The organism is Micromonospora sp. NPDC004336 (assembly GCF_053602615.1).
In genome coordinates this window covers 1-18,733 of record NZ_JBSGDY010000127.1, presented here as the reverse complement: position 1 = coordinate 18,733, position 18,733 = coordinate 1, and the positions used below count along the sequence as shown (strand labels likewise).

At 76.2% G+C, this 18,733-nt stretch carries 16 protein-coding genes and 1 pseudogene; 8 read left to right on the top strand and 9 right to left on the bottom strand.

The window, feature by feature from the left end; genetic code table 11:
* Nucleotides 1–163: 163 nt before the first annotated feature.
* Together ACWENR_RS22565 and ACWENR_RS22560 are read left to right on the top strand one after the other, a co-directional pair.
* The gene (locus ACWENR_RS22565; protein ID WP_452278962.1) at nucleotides 164–928 is read left to right on the top strand and encodes an enoyl-CoA hydratase/isomerase family protein; all 765 of its coding nucleotides are present in this window, start codon (nucleotides 164–166) and stop codon (nucleotides 926–928) included.
* Nucleotides 929–1,088: 160 nt separating this feature from the next.
* Nucleotides 1,089–2,702 carry a protein kinase domain-containing protein gene (locus ACWENR_RS22560; RefSeq protein WP_452278960.1) on the top strand — a complete coding sequence of 538 codons (1,614 nt, stop codon included), beginning with the start codon at nucleotides 1,089–1,091 and terminating at the stop codon, nucleotides 2,700–2,702.
* Between the two features lie 96 nt (nucleotides 2,703–2,798).
* On the opposite strand, the gene ACWENR_RS22555 is transcribed toward ACWENR_RS22560, so the two are convergent.
* From ACWENR_RS22555 to ACWENR_RS22540, 4 genes are all read right to left on the bottom strand, one after another.
* Nucleotides 2,799–3,242: an HNH endonuclease gene (locus ACWENR_RS22555; protein WP_452278959.1), complete on the bottom strand. Its 444-nt coding sequence runs from the start codon at nucleotides 3,240–3,242 to the stop codon at nucleotides 2,799–2,801.
* 252 nt (nucleotides 3,243–3,494) lie between these two features.
* Entirely contained in the window at nucleotides 3,495–4,685 is a 1,191-nt protein-coding gene (locus ACWENR_RS22550) for a hypothetical protein (protein WP_452278958.1), read from the bottom strand.
* A 48-nt stretch (nucleotides 4,686–4,733) separates the two neighbouring features.
* Complete coding sequence (locus tag ACWENR_RS22545; RefSeq protein WP_452278957.1) at nucleotides 4,734–6,266, bottom strand: FAD-dependent oxidoreductase; 1,533 nt, start codon at nucleotides 6,264–6,266, stop codon at nucleotides 4,734–4,736.
* 39 nt (nucleotides 6,267–6,305) lie between these two features.
* Nucleotides 6,306–6,800: an MSMEG_6728 family protein gene (locus tag ACWENR_RS22540; protein WP_452278956.1), complete on the bottom strand. Its 495-nt coding sequence runs from the start codon at nucleotides 6,798–6,800 to the stop codon at nucleotides 6,306–6,308.
* A 121-nt stretch (nucleotides 6,801–6,921) separates the two neighbouring features.
* Between ACWENR_RS22540 and ACWENR_RS22535 the strand changes: the two genes are divergently transcribed.
* Nucleotides 6,922–8,703 carry an NAD-binding protein gene (locus ACWENR_RS22535; RefSeq protein ID WP_452278955.1) on the top strand — a complete coding sequence of 594 codons (1,782 nt, stop codon included), beginning with the start codon at nucleotides 6,922–6,924 and terminating at the stop codon, nucleotides 8,701–8,703.
* Between the two features lie 19 nt (nucleotides 8,704–8,722).
* On the opposite strand, the gene ACWENR_RS22530 is transcribed toward ACWENR_RS22535, so the two are convergent.
* Both ACWENR_RS22530 and ACWENR_RS22525 read right to left on the bottom strand, forming a co-directional pair.
* Nucleotides 8,723–9,961: an APC family permease gene (locus ACWENR_RS22530; RefSeq protein WP_452278954.1), complete on the bottom strand. Its 1,239-nt coding sequence runs from the start codon at nucleotides 9,959–9,961 to the stop codon at nucleotides 8,723–8,725.
* 9 nt (nucleotides 9,962–9,970) lie between these two features.
* Nucleotides 9,971–10,741 (bottom strand): phosphatase PAP2 family protein, encoded by a 771-nt coding sequence (locus tag ACWENR_RS22525; protein WP_452278953.1) that lies wholly within the window; start codon nucleotides 10,739–10,741, stop codon nucleotides 9,971–9,973.
* Between the two features lie 102 nt (nucleotides 10,742–10,843).
* On the opposite strand from ACWENR_RS22525, the gene ACWENR_RS22520 reads away from it, so the two are divergent.
* Nucleotides 10,844–12,052, top strand: a complete 1,209-nt coding sequence (locus tag ACWENR_RS22520; RefSeq protein WP_452278952.1) for a DUF4032 domain-containing protein — start codon at nucleotides 10,844–10,846, stop codon at nucleotides 12,050–12,052.
* Nucleotides 12,053–12,115: 63 nt separating this feature from the next.
* Here the strand turns inward: ACWENR_RS22520 and nagA are convergent, their stop codons facing one another.
* The 3 genes from nagA to ACWENR_RS22505 are packed head-to-tail and all read right to left on the bottom strand — an operon-like array spanning nucleotide 12,116 to nucleotide 15,071.
* A complete protein-coding gene (gene nagA, locus ACWENR_RS22515; RefSeq protein WP_452278951.1) occupies nucleotides 12,116–13,225 on the bottom strand; it encodes an N-acetylglucosamine-6-phosphate deacetylase in 1,110 nt (369 codons plus the stop codon).
* Nucleotides 13,225–14,145: an ROK family protein gene (locus tag ACWENR_RS22510; RefSeq protein ID WP_452278950.1), complete on the bottom strand. Its 921-nt coding sequence runs from the start codon at nucleotides 14,143–14,145 to the stop codon at nucleotides 13,225–13,227. The genes nagA and ACWENR_RS22510 overlap by 1 nt, the downstream gene beginning before the upstream one ends.
* Nucleotides 14,142–15,071: an SIS domain-containing protein gene (locus ACWENR_RS22505; RefSeq protein ID WP_452278949.1), complete on the bottom strand. Its 930-nt coding sequence runs from the start codon at nucleotides 15,069–15,071 to the stop codon at nucleotides 14,142–14,144. The genes ACWENR_RS22510 and ACWENR_RS22505 overlap by 4 nt, the downstream gene beginning before the upstream one ends.
* Nucleotides 15,072–15,265: 194 nt before the next feature.
* Here ACWENR_RS22505 and ACWENR_RS22500 point away from each other — a divergent pair, with 194 nt between their 5' ends.
* From ACWENR_RS22500 to ACWENR_RS22485, 4 genes and pseudogenes are all read left to right on the top strand, one after another.
* The gene (locus tag ACWENR_RS22500) at nucleotides 15,266–16,051 is read left to right on the top strand and encodes a DeoR/GlpR family DNA-binding transcription regulator (protein WP_452278948.1); all 786 of its coding nucleotides are present in this window, start codon (nucleotides 15,266–15,268) and stop codon (nucleotides 16,049–16,051) included.
* Nucleotides 16,052–16,234: 183 nt separating this feature from the next.
* Nucleotides 16,235–17,218 (top strand): ATP-binding cassette domain-containing protein, encoded by a 984-nt coding sequence (locus tag ACWENR_RS22495; RefSeq protein WP_452278961.1) that lies wholly within the window; start codon nucleotides 16,235–16,237, stop codon nucleotides 17,216–17,218.
* Complete coding sequence (locus ACWENR_RS22490) at nucleotides 17,215–18,231, top strand: ABC transporter permease subunit (protein WP_452278947.1); 1,017 nt, start codon at nucleotides 17,215–17,217, stop codon at nucleotides 18,229–18,231. Before ACWENR_RS22495 ends, ACWENR_RS22490 begins: the two co-directional genes overlap by 4 nt.
* Nucleotides 18,232–18,492: 261 nt before the next feature.
* Nucleotides 18,493–18,733 (top strand): annotated as a pseudogene (locus tag ACWENR_RS22485) (hypothetical protein); the annotation flags it as partial.

The following is an 18,733-nucleotide window of genomic DNA, read 5'->3' as shown; positions in this document are numbered from 1 at the left end:
TCCATCCACCTCTCCCTCAAACCCCCCCTCCCCACCCCCCCCCCGCCCCCACGGCCCGCCCCCCCCCCCCCCCCGCCGGGGGGCCCCCCGGGCCCGCGCCGTTATGGTCGCCGCACCGGCCGCCGACGCGGCGGGCCGGCGGCACGGCCGGGGCGAAGGGGTGGTGACGGTGGCGGACGCGGAACTCCTCGTCGAGGTCGCGGGTGCGGTGGCCACGGTGGTGATCCACAACCCGGCCCGGCGCAACGCGATGACCACCGGGATGTGGCGGCGGCTGCCGGAACTGCTCGACGGGCTGGAGGGCGACCCCGCCGTCCGGGCGCTGGTGCTCACCGGCGCCGAGGGCACCTTCTGCGCGGGCGCGGACCTGGGCGACCTGGACGACCTGTTCGACGGCGGGGACCTCACCCTCGCGGTCGCGGCCGAGGAGCGGCTGGCCGCGTTCGCCAAACCGACCGTCGCCGCCGTCCGGGGCGCCTGCGTGGGCGGCGGCTGCCAGCTCGCGGTCGCCTGCGACCTGCGGATCGCCGCCGCCGACGCGCGGTTCGGCGTGCCGCCGGCGCGGCTCGGCCTGGTGTACCCGGCGACCACCACCCGGCGGCTGGCCCGGCTGGTCGGCCCGGCCGCCGCCAAGCACCTGCTCTTCACGGCCGAGCTGATCGACGCCGAGCGGGCGCTGCGGATCGGCCTGGTCGACGAGGTGCTGCCACCCGACCGCCTCGCCGCCCGGGTGGCCGAGCTGACCGCCGCCGTGGCCGCCCGGTCGCAGCTCAGCGTGGCGGCGGCCAAGGAGATCATCGACGGCCGGGCCGACGAGGACCGGGTCGCCTGGTGGCACGGGCAGGTCCGGGCGAGCGGCGAGGCCCGCGAGGGCGTCGCGGCCATGCAGGAGCGCCGCCCGCCCCGCTTCGGCTGGACGCCGGGCTGACCGGGCGGGCTGACCGGGCTGACCGCCGGGTCAAGGGGCCCGCTCCGGCCCGCCCTCCCGGCCGGGGCCGTCGCCGGCGTCGGCCGGGCCGGCCGAGCCGCGCCCGACACGGTCCGCGCGTGGGTGGTGTCGGACGGTGCGGTGGGGCAGGCTGTCCGCTGTGCAGCGTGATCAGTTGCTCGCGGGCCGCTACCGGCTCGGCGAGCGTCTCGGCAGGGGCGGCATGTCCGTGGTCCACCGGGCACACGACGAGGTGCTGGAACGCGACGTCGCGGTGAAGGTGCTCGTCGCGGCCGACCAGTCGGCGCGGCGGCGGATCCAGGACGAGGCGAAGGCGGCGGCCCGGCTCTCGCACCCGAACGTCACCGGCGTCTACGACTACGGGGAGTCCCTCCTCCACGGCCGGTGGGTGCCCTTCGTCGTCATGGAGCTGCTCTCCGGCCGTACGCTCGCGCAGCGGCTGGCGGCCGGGCCGCTGCCGCCCCGGGAGGCCGTGCGGGTGTGCGCCGAGGTGGCCGCCGGCCTGGCCGCCGCCCACGCCCAGGGGCTGGTGCACCGCGACGTCAAGCCCGAGAACGTCGTGCTGACCCCGACGGGCGCGAAGGTGCTCGACTTCGGCATCGCGGCCGTCGCCGGCGCACCCGAGATCGACTTCGAGGGGCGGCTGCTCGGCACCCCGGCGTACCTGGCCCCCGAGCGGCTCGCCGCCGGCGAGGTGCTGCCGGCCTCCGACGTCTACGCGCTCGGCCTGCTCCTGCACCAGGTGCTCGCCGGGCGGCTGCCGTGGCACGGCGAGACGCAGACCGGGATGCTGCGCGCCCACGCGTACGCCGAGCCGGGCCCGCTGCCGGCGGTCGACGGCATGCCCGCCGAGGTCGACCGGCTGTACCGGCGGTGCGTGGCGAAGGCGCCGGGCGACCGGCCCTCGGCCGCCGAGGCGGCGCGCGTGCTCACCGGCGCGCTCGCCCGGATGCCGGCGGCGGGGCAGCCGGACGTCCCGGTCGCGCACCCGGACCTCCCGGTCGCGCACCCGGACGTCCCCGTCGGGCAGCCGGGCGTCCCGGTCGCGCAGCCGGGCACACCAGCCGGACGACCGGACGGGCCCGCCGGCACCGCGACCGGACCGGTGCGGCCCCCCGGGGGGTCGTCGGGGGCCGGCGGGGCCGACGGCCGGCCGGCACGCCGGGGCTGGGGGTCGCGGCGCGGCTCGCGGGTGCTGGCGGCGCTGGGCGCGGCGCTGGTCGGGGCGGTGGCGGTCGCCGGCGCCCTCGGCGACCCCTCGGTCCGGCGGCCCGGCGCGGCCGGCGACCCGCGCACCGGCATCGGTACCGGCACGGTGGGCTCCACCAGCGTCGCCCTGCCGGTCACCGCCGACGCGCCCAGGCGGCCGGCCGCCCCCGACGCCGGGCCGCCGGTCGGGTCGGCGACGGCCGGCCGGCCCAGCCCCGGGCCGGTCGCGCCCACCGGGGCGAAGCCCACCGGCGCCAGCCCGACCGCCCCGGCGCCCACCGGCGGCGCCACGCCGCCGCCCCCGGCCCGGCCGTCCGAGGTGGACGTCGTCGCCCGGGGCGGAGTGGTGACGGTCCGCTGCGACGGGAAGCTCGTCGTGGTGGTCGACGTCGCGCCGGCCGCCGGCTACCGGGCCGAGACGTACGCGCCGGGCCCCGCGCGGGAGGTGCGGGTCGAGCTGGTCTCCGCCGAGGGCCGCAGCCTGGTCACCGTGCGCTGCGCCAACGGCCGCCCGGTGCCCCGGGTCAGGGAGAAGGGCCGGTAGTCGCCGTCCGTGGCCCCGCCCCGGGGAAGGGGCCGGCGGGCGCCGCGCCGGGAGTCGTACCCCCGACGCGGCCCCCCGTTCCCGCCGGCCGGTCCGTCACCGCCCGGCCAGCGCCGCCCAGCTCGGCGTCGCCGGCTCGCGCCGCAGCGGCATGCCCGCCTCGGCCGGCGTCCGGTCGCCCTTGCGCTGGTTGCACTCGTAGCAGGCGGCGGTCGTGTTCCGCCACGTGTTCCGGCCGCCGCGCGAGCGGGGCAGGACGTGGTCGATCGTGCCGGCCGGCCCCCCGCAGTACGCGCAGCACCGCCCGTCCCGCCGCAGCACCCCGGCCCGCGACCAGGCCGGCCCGGCGCTGAACCGCCAGCGGGTCACCACGTAGCGGACGAGGCGGACCACCCGGGGGACCGGGAAGACCCCGATCAGCCGGCCCGGTTCGGCCTCGTGGATCTCGGCGACCCGGCGGCAGAGCATCCGGATCGCGTGCTTGACGGTGACCCGGTGCAGCGGGCCGAGGTCGGCGTTGACGACGAGGACGGCGTCCACCGGTGTCTCCCTTCGTGACGGTGACGGGTCTCGCCGGGCCGGACAGCGAAAGAGCCGCCCGGTCCGGGTGGTGCGGACGGGCGGCTCGACGTCGTGCGGGCACGCGTCAGTCGGGCCGGCCGCCCCCGGGGCCTTCGGCTCGGCAACCGCCGCCGGACGCCGGGTGCGCCCGACCGGGCAGCCCCGACGGCACGCGGGTGACGTGCGGCATCGGCATGAACGGCTCCCGGGACGGTGGTTGACCTTGCGGGATCACGGTAGGTCGGCGGGCGACACACCGGCAACGGATTTCGATCGAGGGACCGCCTCGTCGGGGCGGCGCTGCCGGCGGGCCCGGCCGGCGGCCCGCGCGGCGACCAGCGGCCGGTCGATCCGCAGCGCCATCCGCACGGTCAGCTCGCTCTCCAGCAGCGGCCGGTTGACCTCCCCGGCGACCGCCAGCGCCGGCCCGGAGACCGTGCGCCAGATCGCGGCCGTCCCCGCGCCCAGCCCGAGCAGGGCCACGGCGGCCCGGGTCGCCGGGGAGCCCGCCGCCGCGAGCGCGCTCACCCCCACCACGGCGAACAGCACCGCCAGCAGCGGTACGAGCACCGGCCAGAAGATCCCCCGGGCGGCCTGCACCACCAGCCACCGGTCGCGGATGATCAGGTTGCGGGCGACGACCGCGTAGTCCTCCTCGTCCAGCAGGTCCCTCGGGTGCAGGCCGCCGGTGAGCACGCCCCGCCACAGCTCGCCCTGGTTGCGCAGCTCCCGGGCGAGGTCGGCCAGCCCCGCCTCGGTGTGGTCGCCGACGCCCGCCCGGGCGACCGCCGACGCCCACGTGGCCAGCGAACGGCGGACCACCGCGGCCGAGTACGGGGGCAGCACGCTGGCCAGCTCGCCGAGCCACCGGCTGAGCTGGATCTGCCGGCCGCCGAAGCGGCGGGTGACCTGATCGGCGTCGCAGTGCCGGACGGTGTCGGCCAGCGAGCGCCCCAGCCGGTACGCCAGCCCCACCCGGTGGTTGGTGGCCATCGTCCAGCGCAGCACGTCCACGTTCAGGTCGTCGAGGGCGAGCAGCAGGTCGTCCCGGGCCCCGCCGGTCACCCGGTCCCGCGCCTCCGCGGTGCAGGGCGCGGGGCCGTCGCGGCGGGTCAGCTCGGCGATCTGGCCGAGCGCCACCTCGACCCCGTCGAGGTACATCAGCATGCGCCGCCGCCCCGACATCTCGGTCAGGTTGGACAGCTTCGCCGGGGCGCCCGCCGGCCGGTCGTCCGCGGCGTCGAGCGGCTCGGCGGTCTGCGCGTGGTGGTACGCGTCGGCGAGCCACCAGCCCAGCCGCAGGGCGGTCACGATGCAGGCCCGCTCGTCCCGGATCAGCGGGTACGCGTCGTCCCGCGGCACGTCGGCGACGAGCGGCCCGTCGTCCCCGCGCGGCGACATCCCCGTGACCTCCCGGCTCACCCAGAAGATCAGCCTAGGGGAGCCCGGTGACCTTTTTGCCCGTTTTGCTCAACCCCGTCGGGCGAGCAGGCCGCGCGGGCGGACCGAGTGGACCGGCTCGGCCGCGCCGCCCTCCGCCCGCAGGATGTGGTTGGCCGCCAGGATCCCCGTCGCCGCCGAGCGCTCCATCAGCGCGCTCGGGAACTCCGTCCGGATGCCGTCGCCGGCCAGGTAGAGCCCGTCGGCGTCGGTGCGCACGCCCGGCCGCCAGGCGTGGCTGCCCGGCGTGAACGCGGGCGCCTGCGCCTCCACCCGGGCGCGCAGCTCGCGCACCCGCAGCCGGGCCGCCTCCGGCCAGAGCGCCGTCAGCTCCACGCGCATCCGCTCGGCCAGCTCCCCGGCGGGCACGCCCTCCTCGCAGGCGTACGCGTGCAGCTCCAGCACCGAGCCGCCGGTGCGCCGCGCCCAGCGGCGGGACTCGTTCTCCAGCCGGTGGTAGAGGGTCACCGAGTCCAGGGTGGGCTGCCGGGACACGCCGCTGAACACCGCCCGGTCGGCGGCCACGTCCCCGTCGCACCAGAAGCGCGCCACCGCGTACGGCGGGCCGGGCCGGCCGAACGCGGGCATCCGCCCCACCAGCGCGGGCGCGTGCTCGGCCAGGCCGGGCGAGGCCGCGACCAGCGCGGCCAGGGCGGGCGGGTCGACGGCGAGCACGACGTGCCGGGCCGGGTACGACGTGCCGTCGGCGGTCGCCACCCGCCAGCCCCCGCCGTCGCGGGTCAGGCCGGTGGCGGCGGCGCCCGTGACCACCCGCCCGCCGTGCTTCCCGACGTGCCGGGCCAGCGGCTCCCAGATCGCCGTCGCGTAGTCCTCGTCGGGGCAGTCGAAGGCCAGCCCCTCCGGGTTGCCCAGCAGGTAGAAGTGGAACTGGGCGATCATCTCGGCGGCCGACATCTCCGCCTCGTGGTTGAAGAACGAGTGCGAGAAGACCTCGAAGAGCATCGCCCGGGCCCGGTCGGGCAGCCGCAGCGAGGTGAGCAGCTCGTCGGCGGTGGTGTCGTCGAACTCGGCGTAGGTGCGTTCCGGGTCGTACGTGAGCAGCGGCAGCGCCGCGTCCCGGTCCATCCCGCGCAGGTCGCGCAGGCGCAGGCTGGGGCTGCGCAGCAGCAGCGCCAGCAGGTTCGCCGGCGGCGCGGGCGGCAGCCGGCCGAACTCCTCGGTCGGCCACCGCTCGCTGAGGATCGGGTAGCCCGGGACCGGCCTGAGGAAGCCCAGCCCCGGGTCGGCGCGGCGCAGGATCGACCGCCAGTTGTAGTACTGCCGGAAGAACGCGTGGAAGCCGTGCTCGTTCGTCTGGGTGGTGCCGTCGGCGAGCGTCTCCGGCCAGGCCCCGAGCCGGCCGCCGAGGGTCGGCGCGGCCTCCAGCACGGTCACCGCCACCCCGCGCTCGGCGAGCACCACCGCCGCCGACATGCCGGCGATGCCGCCGCCGACCACCACCGCCTCGACGGGACGGGGCACGCGGGGGGTGCCGCCGCCGCCCGGGTCCACCTCGTGCTCGCGTACGCCGATGAGCCGACCGACCACTTGCGACAGCGCCATGTGCACCTTCCCGCCCGGGTGGAACCCCAGTCTGCCCGCTCAGGCGTCGGGCGGCAGCAGACAGCGCCGTTCCCGGTCCGAGGCGGGCCAGACGTACTCCAGGTCGGGCGGGACGTCGTCGCCGAAGATCGGGCCGTAGTGCCCCGGGTCCTTGCGCAGCAGCGACGAGCGGTGGCTCAGGTGCAGGTCCTCGCGGCCCAGCCAGGGCGGCAGCTCCCCGGCCTCGGCCAGCTCCGCCTGGGTGCGGACCAGGGTCAGGCCGCAGGCGGCGGCCAGGTCGGTGGTCATCGTGGCCGCGCAGGTGTCGGCCCGGCCCGGCTCGCACCAGACCGCGCACATGTCCAGCCCGTACCGGGTGAGCGCCTCCTCGTACCCGGCCCACATCTTCACCGCCGGGTGGTTGCGCCAGCCGTACGTGGGGCGGGTGAGCCCGCGCAGCACCTGGATGGTCTCCACCCGCTGCTTGCCCAGCCGCTTCTGGTCCAGCGTCCGGGCGCTGGCCACGAAGTCCGGGTACGGCAGGAACGTCTGCATGGCGCTGGTCTACCCGCCAGCGGGCCGCGAAATCTGCCGGAACGGCGACGACCCGCGGGGCGACCGGCGGGTCGTGATCACGGGGCTGCGCGGGGCGCGACCGGCTGACTACGATGCGGCAATGGCGGAGCCCCTGCTGGATCGTGCGCGGCGGGCGGGGCGTCGGCTCCGGGTCAACGGGGACGCGCGGGCGCACTACGTGGTCTGCGGCCGCGACGCCCTGGCCTACTGGGTGGTGCGGGCGCTGCTCGCCACCGAGCTCCAGGCGACCGGCCGCGTCCGGATCACCCTCGTGGTGCCGGAGCGCCCGCGCTCCGACGAGCCGGACGGGCGGGACCTGCAGGGCGTCGAGGTGGTGCGGGCCGACCGGCTCGACGAGGTCACCTTCCGGCGGGCCGGCCTGGCCGGCGCCGACGGGCTGGCCCTGCTGCACCAGGACGACGTCGGCAACATGCACGCCGCGCTCTGCGCCCAGGAGGTCGAGCCCCGGCTGCGCCTGGTGGTGCGGATGTTCAACACCGGCCTCGCCAACGGGGTGCGGCAGATCTTCCCCGACTCGGCCGTGCTCTCCGACGCGTCGATGGCCGCCCCCGCCTTCGTGGCCGCCGCGCTCGGCGAGGTCGCCCCGACCCACTTCCGGCACGGCGGGCGCACCCTCTACGTGGCCCGCCGCGACGACGTACGCCCGGGCGACGTGGTCTGCGGGGTGGCCGACACCCGCGACCCCCAGCAGGTCCGGGTGCTGCCCGCCGACGAGTCCGCCGCCGACGTGGTGCTCGCCGAGGCGACCGGGGCGCCGCCCGGCACCGAGGTGGCCGCGCGCCGGCTGGTGCGGGCCCGGCGGCGGCGCCGCCCGGTCACGGTGCTGCTCCGCGCCGTCCGCAGCTTCGCCACCCGCAAGATCGGCATCGCGGTCATCACCCTGCTCGCCGTGATCGGGGCGCTCGGCTGGCTCAACGGCCACGCCACCCACGCCAACTGGGGCGACTCGCTCTACCTCACCCTCGTCACGACCCTGAGCGGGCAGGATCCGGATCCGAACAAGCCGGTCGCCCAGCAGGTCATGCAGGTGGTGCTCAACCTCGCCGGCCTGGCGCTGATCCCACTGATCACCGCCGTGGTGGTGGACGGCATCGTCAACGCCCGGCTCGCGCTGCACTCCGGCCGCATCCAGCCGGAACGCTCCCGGCATGTCGTGGTGGTCGGGCTGGGCAACGTCGGCACCCGGGTGATGGCCCAGCTCTGCGACTTCGGCGTCGAGGTGGTCGCAATCGACAAGGTGCCCGAGCCGCGCGGCGCGGCCCTGGCCCGGCGCCTCGGGGTGCCGCTGATCGTCGGCGACGCCGCGCTGGAGGAGACCCTCCAGGCGGCCTCGGTGGGCAACTGCCAGGCGCTGGTGGTGGTCTCCACCGACGACGAGACCAACCTCCAGGCGGCGCTCAACGGCCGGGCCGTCAACCCGGAACTCCAGGTGGTGCTGCGCCTCTTCGACGGCCACTTCGCCGAGCGCGTCCAGCAGGCGTTCGGCATCGGCGTCTCGCGCAGCGTCTCCTACCTGGCCGCGCCGTCCTTCGCCGCCGCGCTGCTGGACCGGGCGGTGATCGCCACCATCCCCGTCGGCCGGCACGCGCTGCTGGTCACCCAGGTCTCCGTCGCCGCCGGCTCGTCGCTGGACGGGCGGCCGCTCGCCGCCGTCGGGCGCGCCGAGAGCGTACGCCTGCTCGCGCACGCCCGGGCCGGGCAGCGCCTCGACTGGGCGCCCGACCCGCGCCTGGTGATCGTCGCGGGGGACCGGCTGACGGTGGTGGCCCGCCGGGCCGGCCTGAACGCCCTGCTCCGCGAGGCCGCGCCGCCCCCGCCCGAGGAGCCGGTCACGCCGGCGCCCCGGCTGCCCGACGAGTGACGGCCGCACCGCCGCGCGGTCAGGCGCGCCGGGGGCGCAGCGCGTACCAGGCGGCGCCGACGGCCAGCACCGCGAAGCCCGCGAGGACGCTCGACAGCGGCAGGTTGACCGCGAGCAGCAGGCAGCCGGCCAGCCCCAGCACGGCGAGCGCCCGCACCGGCAGCCGCCGGCCCGGGTCGCGGCCCAGGGTCAGCGCGGCGGCGTTGGTGATCGCGTAGTAGACCAGCACCGTGCAGCTGGAGAAGCCGATGGCGTCCCGCACGTCGCCCAGCAGCACGATCGCCACCACCACGGCGGCCACGGCCAGCTCGGCCCGGTGCGGCACCCGGCGCGTCGGGTGGACGGCGGCGAGGGCGCCGGGCAGGTCGCGGCGGCGGGCCATCGCCAGCGCGGTGCGCCCGACGCCGGCGAGCAGGGAGAGCAGCACCCCGGTCACAGCCACGGTCGCCCCGGCCCGGACGAGCCAGGCGAGGCCGGGCAGCCCGGCGGCCGTCACCACGTCGGCCAGGGGCGCGGCGGACGCGGCCAGCCGGTCGGCCCCGAGCACGCCGACGGCGACCACCGCCAGCACCAGGTAGATCGCCAGCACCACGCCCAGCGCCAGCGGCACCGCGCGGGGGATGGTCCGCTCCGGCTCGCGCACCTCCTCGCCGAGGGTGGCGACCCGCGCGTACCCGGCGAAGGCGAAGAAGAGCAGCCCGGCGGCGGTGAGCACGCCCCGCCCGGAGCCGTCGAGGTCGCCGAGCCGGTCCAGCGCCACGTCGCCGCGCGCCGCGCCCGCCACCGCGACCAGGGCCAGCACCGCCAGCACCAATCCGACCAGCACCTTCGTCGCGGTCGCGGTCTTGCCGATGCCGCGCAGGTTCACGGCGGTCACCGCCAGCACCGCGCCGACGGCCACGAGCCGGGCCTGCCCCGGCCAGAGGTACGCCCCGACGGTCAGCGCCATCGCCGCGCAGCTCGCCGTCTTGCCGACCACGAAGCCCCAGCCGGCCAGGAAGCCGGCGAACGGGCCGAGCCGCTCCCGGCCGTACACGTAGGTGCCGCCGGACTCCGGATAGCGGGCCGCGAGCCGGGCCGAGCTGGTGGCGTTGCAGAAGGCGATGAGGCCGGCCAGCACCAGCGCCGCCAGCAGCCCGGCCCCGCCGGCCGCCGCGGCCGCGGGCGCGAACACCACGAAGACGCCGGCGCCGAGCATCGAACCCAGCCCGACGACCACCGCGTCGGGTACGCCCAGCCGGCGCGCCAGTTGTTCCACGTCGGGACCCTAAGGGGCGGAGATGAACGGACGGTTCCAGTCCCGCGGCACCCCCGGCAACGGCAGGTCGTCCCAGGGCACCCGGTGCAGCACCCGGTCGAGGACGACCCCGAGCAGCAGGGCGGCCAACCCGTCGGTGAGCCAGTGGAAGTTCAGGTAGGTCGTGGTCACGAGCAGGATCGCCGGCGGCGCGAACCGGACCAGCCGGTACGCGACCGGGGGCAGCCGCCCGGCGGTCAGCGCGGTCAGCAGCACGGCGATCACGCCGTACCAGACGATCGCGTTGGCGACGTGCCCCGACGGGTAGGACATCGAGTAGGCCCCCGCCGGCAGCCGGTTGAAGATCTCCACCGCCTCGCCGGGCGGCAGGAACGGCTCCTTGACCGTCGCGCTCGGCGCGGCGCGGTCGGTCCACAGCTTGAGCGGGCCGATGGTGAGGTAGGTCAGCACGAACGCGCCCGCCACCAGCAGCAGCGGCCGGACGGAGTGCCGTCGCCAGCCCACCGCGAGGGCGAGCGCCCCGGAGACCGGCATCAGCAGCCAGCCGCCCTGGCCGAGCAGGTTGAACACCCGGGCGGTCCAGTACAGCGGCGCGGGGTCGTGTGCGTACGCCCAGTCGCTGACCGCCAGGTCCAGGTCGTGGAGCCGCCCTCTCGCGAGCGCCAGGGTCAGCGCCGCGAACCCGGCGAGCAGGAGCGCGTCGAACCACCAGCCGGCCGGCCGGACCGGCCTCAGCCGTGCTCCGGACCGTACCGTCGTGGTCTCCCGCACGGCGACCACGCTACCGGCCCCGGACGGCGCGGGACCGGGACGGGCCGGGGCGGCTGTGTGCCGAACCACGAAGGGAGGCGCTCGCCGGGATGGAGCGTCAGACTTGTACCCGTGCGGATCACCTCGGCCCTCGTCGACCCTGCGCTGCTCGACCTGCCCTGGTCGACCCCGCTCGAAGAGTGGCCGGCTGAACATCTGGTGGCGCTGCCCCAGGGCATCTCCCGGCACGTCGTCCGGTTCGTCCGCCTCGGCGGCTACGTCTACGCGGTCAAGGAGACCGGCGAGCGGGTCGCCGAGCGCGAGTACGACCTGCTGCGCGCCCTGGAGCGGATCGACTTCCCGTCGGTGGAGGCGGTGGCGATCGTCGCCGACCGGCAGACCGACGACGGCGAGCCGCTCGACCCGGTGCTGATCACCCGGCACCTCCAGTTCTCCCTGCCCTACCGGGCGCTCTTCTCGCACACCCTGCGACCGGAGACGATGGGGCGGCTGCTCGACGCGCTGGCGGCCCTGATCGTGCGGATGCACCTCACCGGTTTCTTCTGGGGCGACTGCTCGCTGTCCAACACCCTGTTCCGCCGCGACGCCGGCGCGTTCGCGGCCTACCTGGTGGACGCGGAGACCGGGGCGCTGCACCAGTCGCTCTCCAACGGGCAGCGCGGCGAGGACCTGGAGATCGCGCGGGTCAACATCTTCGGCGAGGCGCTGGACCTCCAGGCCGCCGGCCTGCTGCACGAGTCGATCGACCCGGAGGTGGTCTGCGAGGAGGTCGTGCAGCGCTACGAGCGGCTGTGGCACGAGATCACCTACGAGCAGCAGGTCGAGCGGGAGGCCCGGCACGACATAGAGGGGCGGATCCGCCGCCTCAACGAGCTGGGCTTCGACGTGGCCGAGGTGGCGATGTCGACCATCGACAACTGTCGCTACCTGATCCGCCCGAAGGTGGTCGACGCCGGCTACCACACCCGCCGGCTGCTCCGCCTAACCGGCCTGGACGCGGAGGAGAACCAGGCGCGCCGGCTGCTCAACGACCTGGACGCCTACCGGGCCGAGAGCGACCTTACCGACGAGCAGCAGGCCGCCCACCGCTGGCTGACCGAGGTCTTCGAGCCGGTCGTCCGGGCGGTCCCCGCGCACCTGCGCCGCAAGCTGGAGCCGCAGGAGCTCTTCGCCCAGATCATCGAGCACAAGTGGCTGCTCTCCGAGCGGGCCGGCCGGGACGTCGGAATGGCCCCGGCGGTGCACTCCTACCTCTCCGACGTGCTCGTGCACCGTCCCGACGAGCAGGCCGTGCTCGGCGTCGAGATCCCCACTCCCTGACCCCCGCGCCCGGCACGGACGCGGGCCGGGCGCGACCGGATTCGGCGGCGCCCGGCCGGCCGGTCACTCCACCCAGGAGCCGCCGCGCATGACCCGGACGACGTTCAGGTCGTCGTCGAGCACCACCAGGTCGGCCCGGAGCCCGACCTGGAGGGCGCCCAGCCGGTCGCCGAGGCCGATCGCGCGGGCCGGCGTGGTGGCGGCCATCCGCACGGCGTCCGCGATCGGGATGCCGGCGGCCACCGCGTGCCGCAGCGCCTCGTCCATGGTCAGGGTGCTGCCGGCGATCGCGCCGTCGCGGGCCAGCCGGGCCACGCCGTCCGCCACCGTGACGGCCTGGCCCCCCAGCTCGTAGTCGCCGTCGGGCATGCCGGCGGCGGCCATCGCGTCGGTGATCAGGGCGGCCCGCTCCGGGCCGGCCGTCGAGGTGGCGAAGGCCAGCATCCCGTCGTGCAGGTGCACGCCGTCGGCGACCAGCTCGCAGACCACGTTCGGGGCGTCGAGGAGGGCCACCACCGGGCCGGGCTCGCGGTGGTGCACCGGGCGCATCCCGTTGAACAGGTGGGTGCCGACGCTCGCGCCCGCCGCGACGGCGGCGCGGGTCTGGTCGTACGTGGCGTCGGTGTGGCCGACGGCGGCGACCACCCGGTGCGCGGTGAGCAGCTTGACCGCCTCCAGCGCGCCGTCCCGCTCGGGGGCCAGGGTGACCATCCGGACCGCGCCGCCGCCCAGCTCGATGAGCTCGGCCAGCTCGTCCGTCGACGGGTCGCGGAGGAACTCGGGGTTCTGCGCGCCGCAGCGGGCGGCGGAGAGGTACGGCCCCTCGAAGTGGATGCCGGCCAGCACCCCGTCGGTGACCAGCGGCGCGAAGGCGGCGGTGGCCGCCCGCATCAGCTCGAACGGTGAGCTGACCAGGCTGGCCAGCAGGGTCGTGGTGCCGTGCCGCAGGTGGAAGTCGGCGGCCCGCCGGGCCTGTTCGGCGTCGCCGGTGGTGAAGGTGTCCCCGCCCCCGCCGTGCGTGTGCATGTCGACGAAGCCGGGCACGATCCAGTGCCCGTCGCGCACCGACGGGTACTCGGCCACCGCCGTGATCCGGCCCCCGTCCAGCTCCACGCAGCCCTGCCGGATCACGCCGGTCGGGGTCACCACCTTGCCGTTCACCCGAGTGGCCATCACTTCTCCAGACTGTCGAGGGCGAGCAGGGCGGCGCCGAGGCAGCCGGCCTCGTCGCCGAGGGCGGCCGCGACCAGGCGCGGCTCCCGGTGGAACGTCATCCGTTCGTGCAGCGCGGCCCGCAGCGGACCCAGCAGCAGCTCGCCGGCCCGCGCCAGGCCGCCGCCGAGCACGACGGTCTCCACGTCGAAGAGGGCCTGCCCGGTGGCGAGGCCGTCGGCGAGCGCCTCGACGGTCTCGCGCCAGACGTCCGCCGCCAGCGGCTCGCCGGCCGCCGCCCGGTCGGCCACGTCGGCGGCGGTCGCCGGGATCCCGGCCAGCGCCGCGTAGCGCCGGCCGACGGCGGCGGCGGAGGCGACCGCCTCCAGGCAACCGGGGCGACCGCAGCCGCAGCGCGGCCCGCCGGGGCGTACCAGGATGTGGCCGATCTCCCCGGCGGCGCCGTGCGCGCCGGTGGCGGCCGCGCCGTCGACGACGTGGGCGGCGGCGATCCCGGTGCCGATCGCGACGAAGAGGACGTGCCGGCCGTCGCGGCCGGCGCCGAGCCGGGCCTCGGCCAGGCCGCCGGCACGCACGTCGTGGCCGAGCGCCGTCGGCAGCCCGAGCCGCGCCTGCGCCAGGTCCCGCAGCGGTACGTCCCGGAAGCCCACGTTCGCGGACCAGACCGCGACGCCGCGCGCCTCGTCGATCACGCCGGGCACGGCGACGCCGAGCGCGACCGGGGTGAGCCCGTCGGCGCGGGCCTTGCCGGCCAGCCCGTCGGCGACCGCCAGGATCGTGTCGATCACGGCGTCCGGGCCGCGCCCGGCCTCGGTGGGGTGTCGCTCGGCGTGCAGCACGGCGCCGTCCGGCCGGACCAGGGCGCACTTCATCCCGGTGCCGCCGACGTCCAGCGCGACGACGACGTCGGTCGGGCTCACGCGAGTACCACGGACCGGCTCAGGTGCCGGGGCGCGTCGGGGTCGAGGCCCCGGCTGGTGGCGAGCGCGACGGCGAACCGCTGCGCCAGGATCAGGTCGGCCATCGGGTCGACGGGCGTCCGGCCGGCGGCCCAGCTGCCGAGCACGGTGCGACAGCCGTGGGTGCGGCTGTGCACGAACGCCGCGCCCGTCGCGGTCACGTCCTCCGGCAGCCCGTCGGGCAGCTCGCCGAACGCCCAGACCAGCCGGCCGGCGGCGGCGATCGAGATCGGGCCGTGCCGGTAGTCCATCGCCGGGTACGCCTCGGCCCAGAAGGTGGCCGCCTCGCGGCACTTGAGCGCCGCCTCCTGGGCCAGCCCGACCGTCCAGCCCCGACCGAGGAAGGTGGCCTGCTCGATCCGGGTCGGGTCGATCGGCAGCGGGGCGCGGACCGCCACCTCCGCGTCGGCGGCGAGCGCCGCGATGTTGTCGCCGAGGTGGGCGCGGAGCAGGGCCAGCGCGCTCGTCGCGAAGCGGGTCTGCACCACCGAACGCTCGTCGGCGAAGGGCATGGGCACCGCCGCGTCGGCCAGCGAGGCGGCGGGGGAGGCGGGGTCGCCGACCAGGACGGTGGTGGGCACCCGCCCGCGCAGGGCGGCGAGCAGCTCGGTGACCTCGGTGGTGGTGCCGGAGCGGGTGATCGCGACCAGCCGGTCGTAGCGCCGCCCGGCGGGGAACTCGGAGGCCTGGAAGGCGTCGGTCTCGCCGTGGCCGGAGTGCTCGCGGCGGGCCGCGTACGCCATCGCCATGAACCACGACGTGCCGCAACCCACGACGGCGACCCGCTCGCCGGGACGCGGGAGGTCGGCGGTGGTGGCGGCGGCGAGCCGCGCCGCCTCCCGCCAGCAGTCGGGCTGGCTCGCGATCTCGGCGTCGACGTACGACATGAGAACTCCTACGCAGGGGGCGGTGCGCAATACGGCTCGTTAGACCCGTCTTTCGAGCGTTATTCTGCGCGAAGCCGGTTGGCCCTGGCAACCAGCCCCGTCATCGAGCAGAGCATGGTTTTGCGCCCTCGTAGTTTCGCGCACTACTGTGCACGCAATCAATCACCGACCGCGCAGTAACTGGAGGGCCTGGGGTGGACCGGTACGCCAGATGGAACGCCCTGCTCGAGATGCTGACCGACAGCGGCCGGGTCAGCGTCGAGGAGGCCGCCGAGCGGCTGGACGTTTCCCAGGCCACCATCCGGCGCGACTTCGACCAGCTCGCCCAGCAGCAGATGATCACTCGGACCCGGGGCGGCGCGGTCGCCAACGGCGTCTCCTACGACCTGCCGCTGCGCTACAAGACCGCCAAGCACTCGGCCGAGAAGCAGCGGATCGGGGCCGCCGCCGCGGCGCTGGTCTCGCCGGGCACCGTGGTGGGCCTCAACGGCGGCACCACCAGCACCGAGGTGGCCCGCGCCCTGGCCGTCCGGCCGGACCTGAACACCAGCGCCGAGGGCGCCCAGCTCACCGTGGTCACCAACGCGCTCAACATCGCCAACGAGCTGCTCGTCCGCTCCCGGATGAAGGTCGTGGTGGCCGGCGGCGTGGTCCGACCCAAGTCCTTCGAGCTGGTCGGCCCGCTGGGCGGGGCGCTGCTGCGCGAGGTCACCCTGGACGTCGCCCTGCTCGGCGTGGACGCGATCGACCCCCAGCTCGGCGCCGCCGCCCACCACGAGGGCGAGGCGGCGATGAACAACCTGATGGTGGCCCGGGCCAAGCGGGTGGTGATCATCGCCGACTCGTCCAAGCTGGGCGGGCACGCCTTCGCCCGGATCTGCCCGGTGGACCGGGTGGAGACCCTGGTCACCGACTCCGGCGCCAACCCCGAGGTGGTCGAGGCGTTCCGCGCCGCCGGCGTCCACGTCGTCTGCGCCTGAGGCGGGCCCCAGGGGGCACCCTCCCTGACGCCCGGGCCGCGGGAGCGGCCCCTTCCTTCCGCCCTGGTCGGCGCGTCGAATGCATACCCGGTACTGCGCGGCGCTGCATACCGCGTATGGTGTCGCGTGTCATATGCCCATCGGGGGAGGTGCAGCTTGTCGGCTGTCCTGGAGATCGAAGGTCTGCGCAAGACCTACAAGAGCCGTCGGCGCGGCACCCGCAACGCGCTGGACGGGTTCGACATGCGGGTCGACGAGGGGCAGGTGCACGGCTTCCTGGGCCCCAACGGATCGGGCAAGACCACCACGCTGCGTACGCTGCTCGGCCTCATCCGGCCCGACGGCGGCCGGATGACGATCCTCGGGCACGAGGTCCCGGCGGCCCTGCCCACCGTGGCGGGCCGGGTCGGCGCGATCGTGGAGAGTCCGCAGTTCTTCCCGCACTTCTCCGCCCGGGACACCCTGTCGCTGCTCGCCGGCGCGGGCGACGTGCCGGCGCAGCGGGTCGACGAGGTGCTGGAGCTGGTCGGGCTCCGCGACCGGGCCGGCGAGCGGGTCAAGACGTACTCGCTGGGCATGAAGCAGCGGCTCGCCGTCGCCTCCGCCCTGCTGAAGAACCCGCAGCTGCTGATCCTCGACGAGCCGGCCAACGGGCTGGACCCGGGCGGCATCCGCGAGATGCGCACCCTGATGCGTACGCTCGCCGAATCGGGGATGACCGTGGTGCTCTCCAGCCACATCCTCGGCGAGATCCAGCTGATCTGCGACTCGGTCACCATCATCTCGCTGGGCCGGCGGGTCGCCTTCGGCCCGGTCGAGCAGGTGCTCGCCCAGCACTCCTCCGGCGCGGTCCGGGTGCGGCTGGAGGCGGTCTCCGACCTGCCGGTCGCCGCCGAGGCGCTGACCCGCGCCGGGATCCGGGTGACCGGCCAGCCCGACCACCTGATGCTCGCCGGCGTCGAGAAGCCGGCCGCCGTGACCCGGCTCCTCGCCGAGCGGGGCCTCTACGTCAGCGAGCTCGCCCCGGTCGCCGTCGACCTGGAGAGCGTCTTCCTCGAACTGACCGCCACCGCGCCGGTACCCGGCCAGCACCGGCAGGTCGACCAGTCCACGAAGGTCGGCGAGGCCGGGCAGCCCGGCGCCGCCGCAGGAGGGTGGGGCGCGTGAGCCTCTACCGTACGGAGCTGCGCCGGCTGACCAAGCGGCGCTTCACCCGCTGGATGAGCGCGCTGGGCCTGGTGGTCCTCGCGCTCGTGGTGGTCGGCGTCTTCCTGACCAACGAGAAGATCGACGCCGCCGCGCTGGCGAAGGCCGAGCGCGCCGCCGAGCAGCAGTGGCAGCAGGACGTCCGCCACAACGAGCAGTACCGCGCGGAGTGCGAGAAGGCGAAGGCGGCGGGGACGGGCGAGCCGGGGCAGTACCCCGACGACTGCGCCATGATCCAGCCGCCGCCCCGGGAGGCGATCGAGACGGGCTGGTTCCTGCCCTCCACCTTCGACTTCCGGGAGAACTTCGGCCCCACCCTGCTGCCGCTCGCCGCGATGCTCGCGCTGGTCGGGTTCGTCGTCGGCGCCTCGTTCGTCGGGGCGGAGTGGAACACCGGCGGCATGATGAACCTGCTGCTCTGGCGGCCGAAGCGGCTCACCGTACTGCTGACCAAGCTGGCGGCGCTGCTCACCGGGCTGCTCGCGCTGGCGGTGCCCGCGACGGTGCTGTGGTTCGGCGCCTTCTGGCTGGTCGCGACCCTGCGCGGCAGCACGGCGAAGATGACCGCCGGGGTCTGGCAGTCCTTCGCCCTCACCGGGCTGCGCGGACTGGTGCTCGCCCTGATCACCGCGACCATCGGTTTCGCGCTCGCCTCGCTGGGCCGGCACACCGCGATGGCGCTGGGCGGCGTGATCGGCCTGATGGTGGTCGGCCAGTTCGGCCTCGGCATCCTGCTGGAGCTGGCCGGCGTGCGCTTCGCGGCCGCGTGGCTGCTGCCCACCTACGCGGCGGCGTGGATGGAGAAGAAGGTGACGCTGGAGAACTGGGACGTCTGCCAGGCCACCTACTACGGCGAGTGCAAACCGGAGACGCTGGACATCACCTGGCAGCACTCGTCGGCGTTGCTGGTGGTCGGTCTGACGGTGGTCCTCGGTGCGGCCCTCTGGGCGATGCGCCGGCGGGACATCTCCTGACCACGGCGGCGCGACCGGTGCTCTCCCCGGCCCGGTCGCGCCGCCACGCCTCCCGTCCCGCCCGGCGGATCTGGTGTGGCCGGGCCCGGCGGCGGGACCGGCCCGCCGTCTCGCCGAAATCGCCCAGGAGGGCGGACACGGGGCGAACCGGCGCGGTCACGTTCCGGCACGGTCGTCCGATGCGAAGCGGGTGGGCCGTCGTTAGGCTGGGGTCCCCGGTCGGCGTCGTGGTGTGCCGCCCGCCTGCCCAGGAGGAGCGCCATGCAGCCCGCCGACGCCGCCCCGGCCGCCCCCGAGCCGTCCACGGCCGACCGGGCGGCGGCGACCGGCGAGGCGCGTGACGCGGCAGGCGTCGTACCCCAGCCCAGGACCGGCCCCGGGGCCACGCTCCCGACGGTGCCGCAACCCCGGTCGGCGGCCGAGGCGGCCGTCGGTCACGCCGAGGTCGCGACCCCCGAGGCGGACCCGGCCCCGGGTCGCGCCGGGGCGGCGGTGCCGGGCC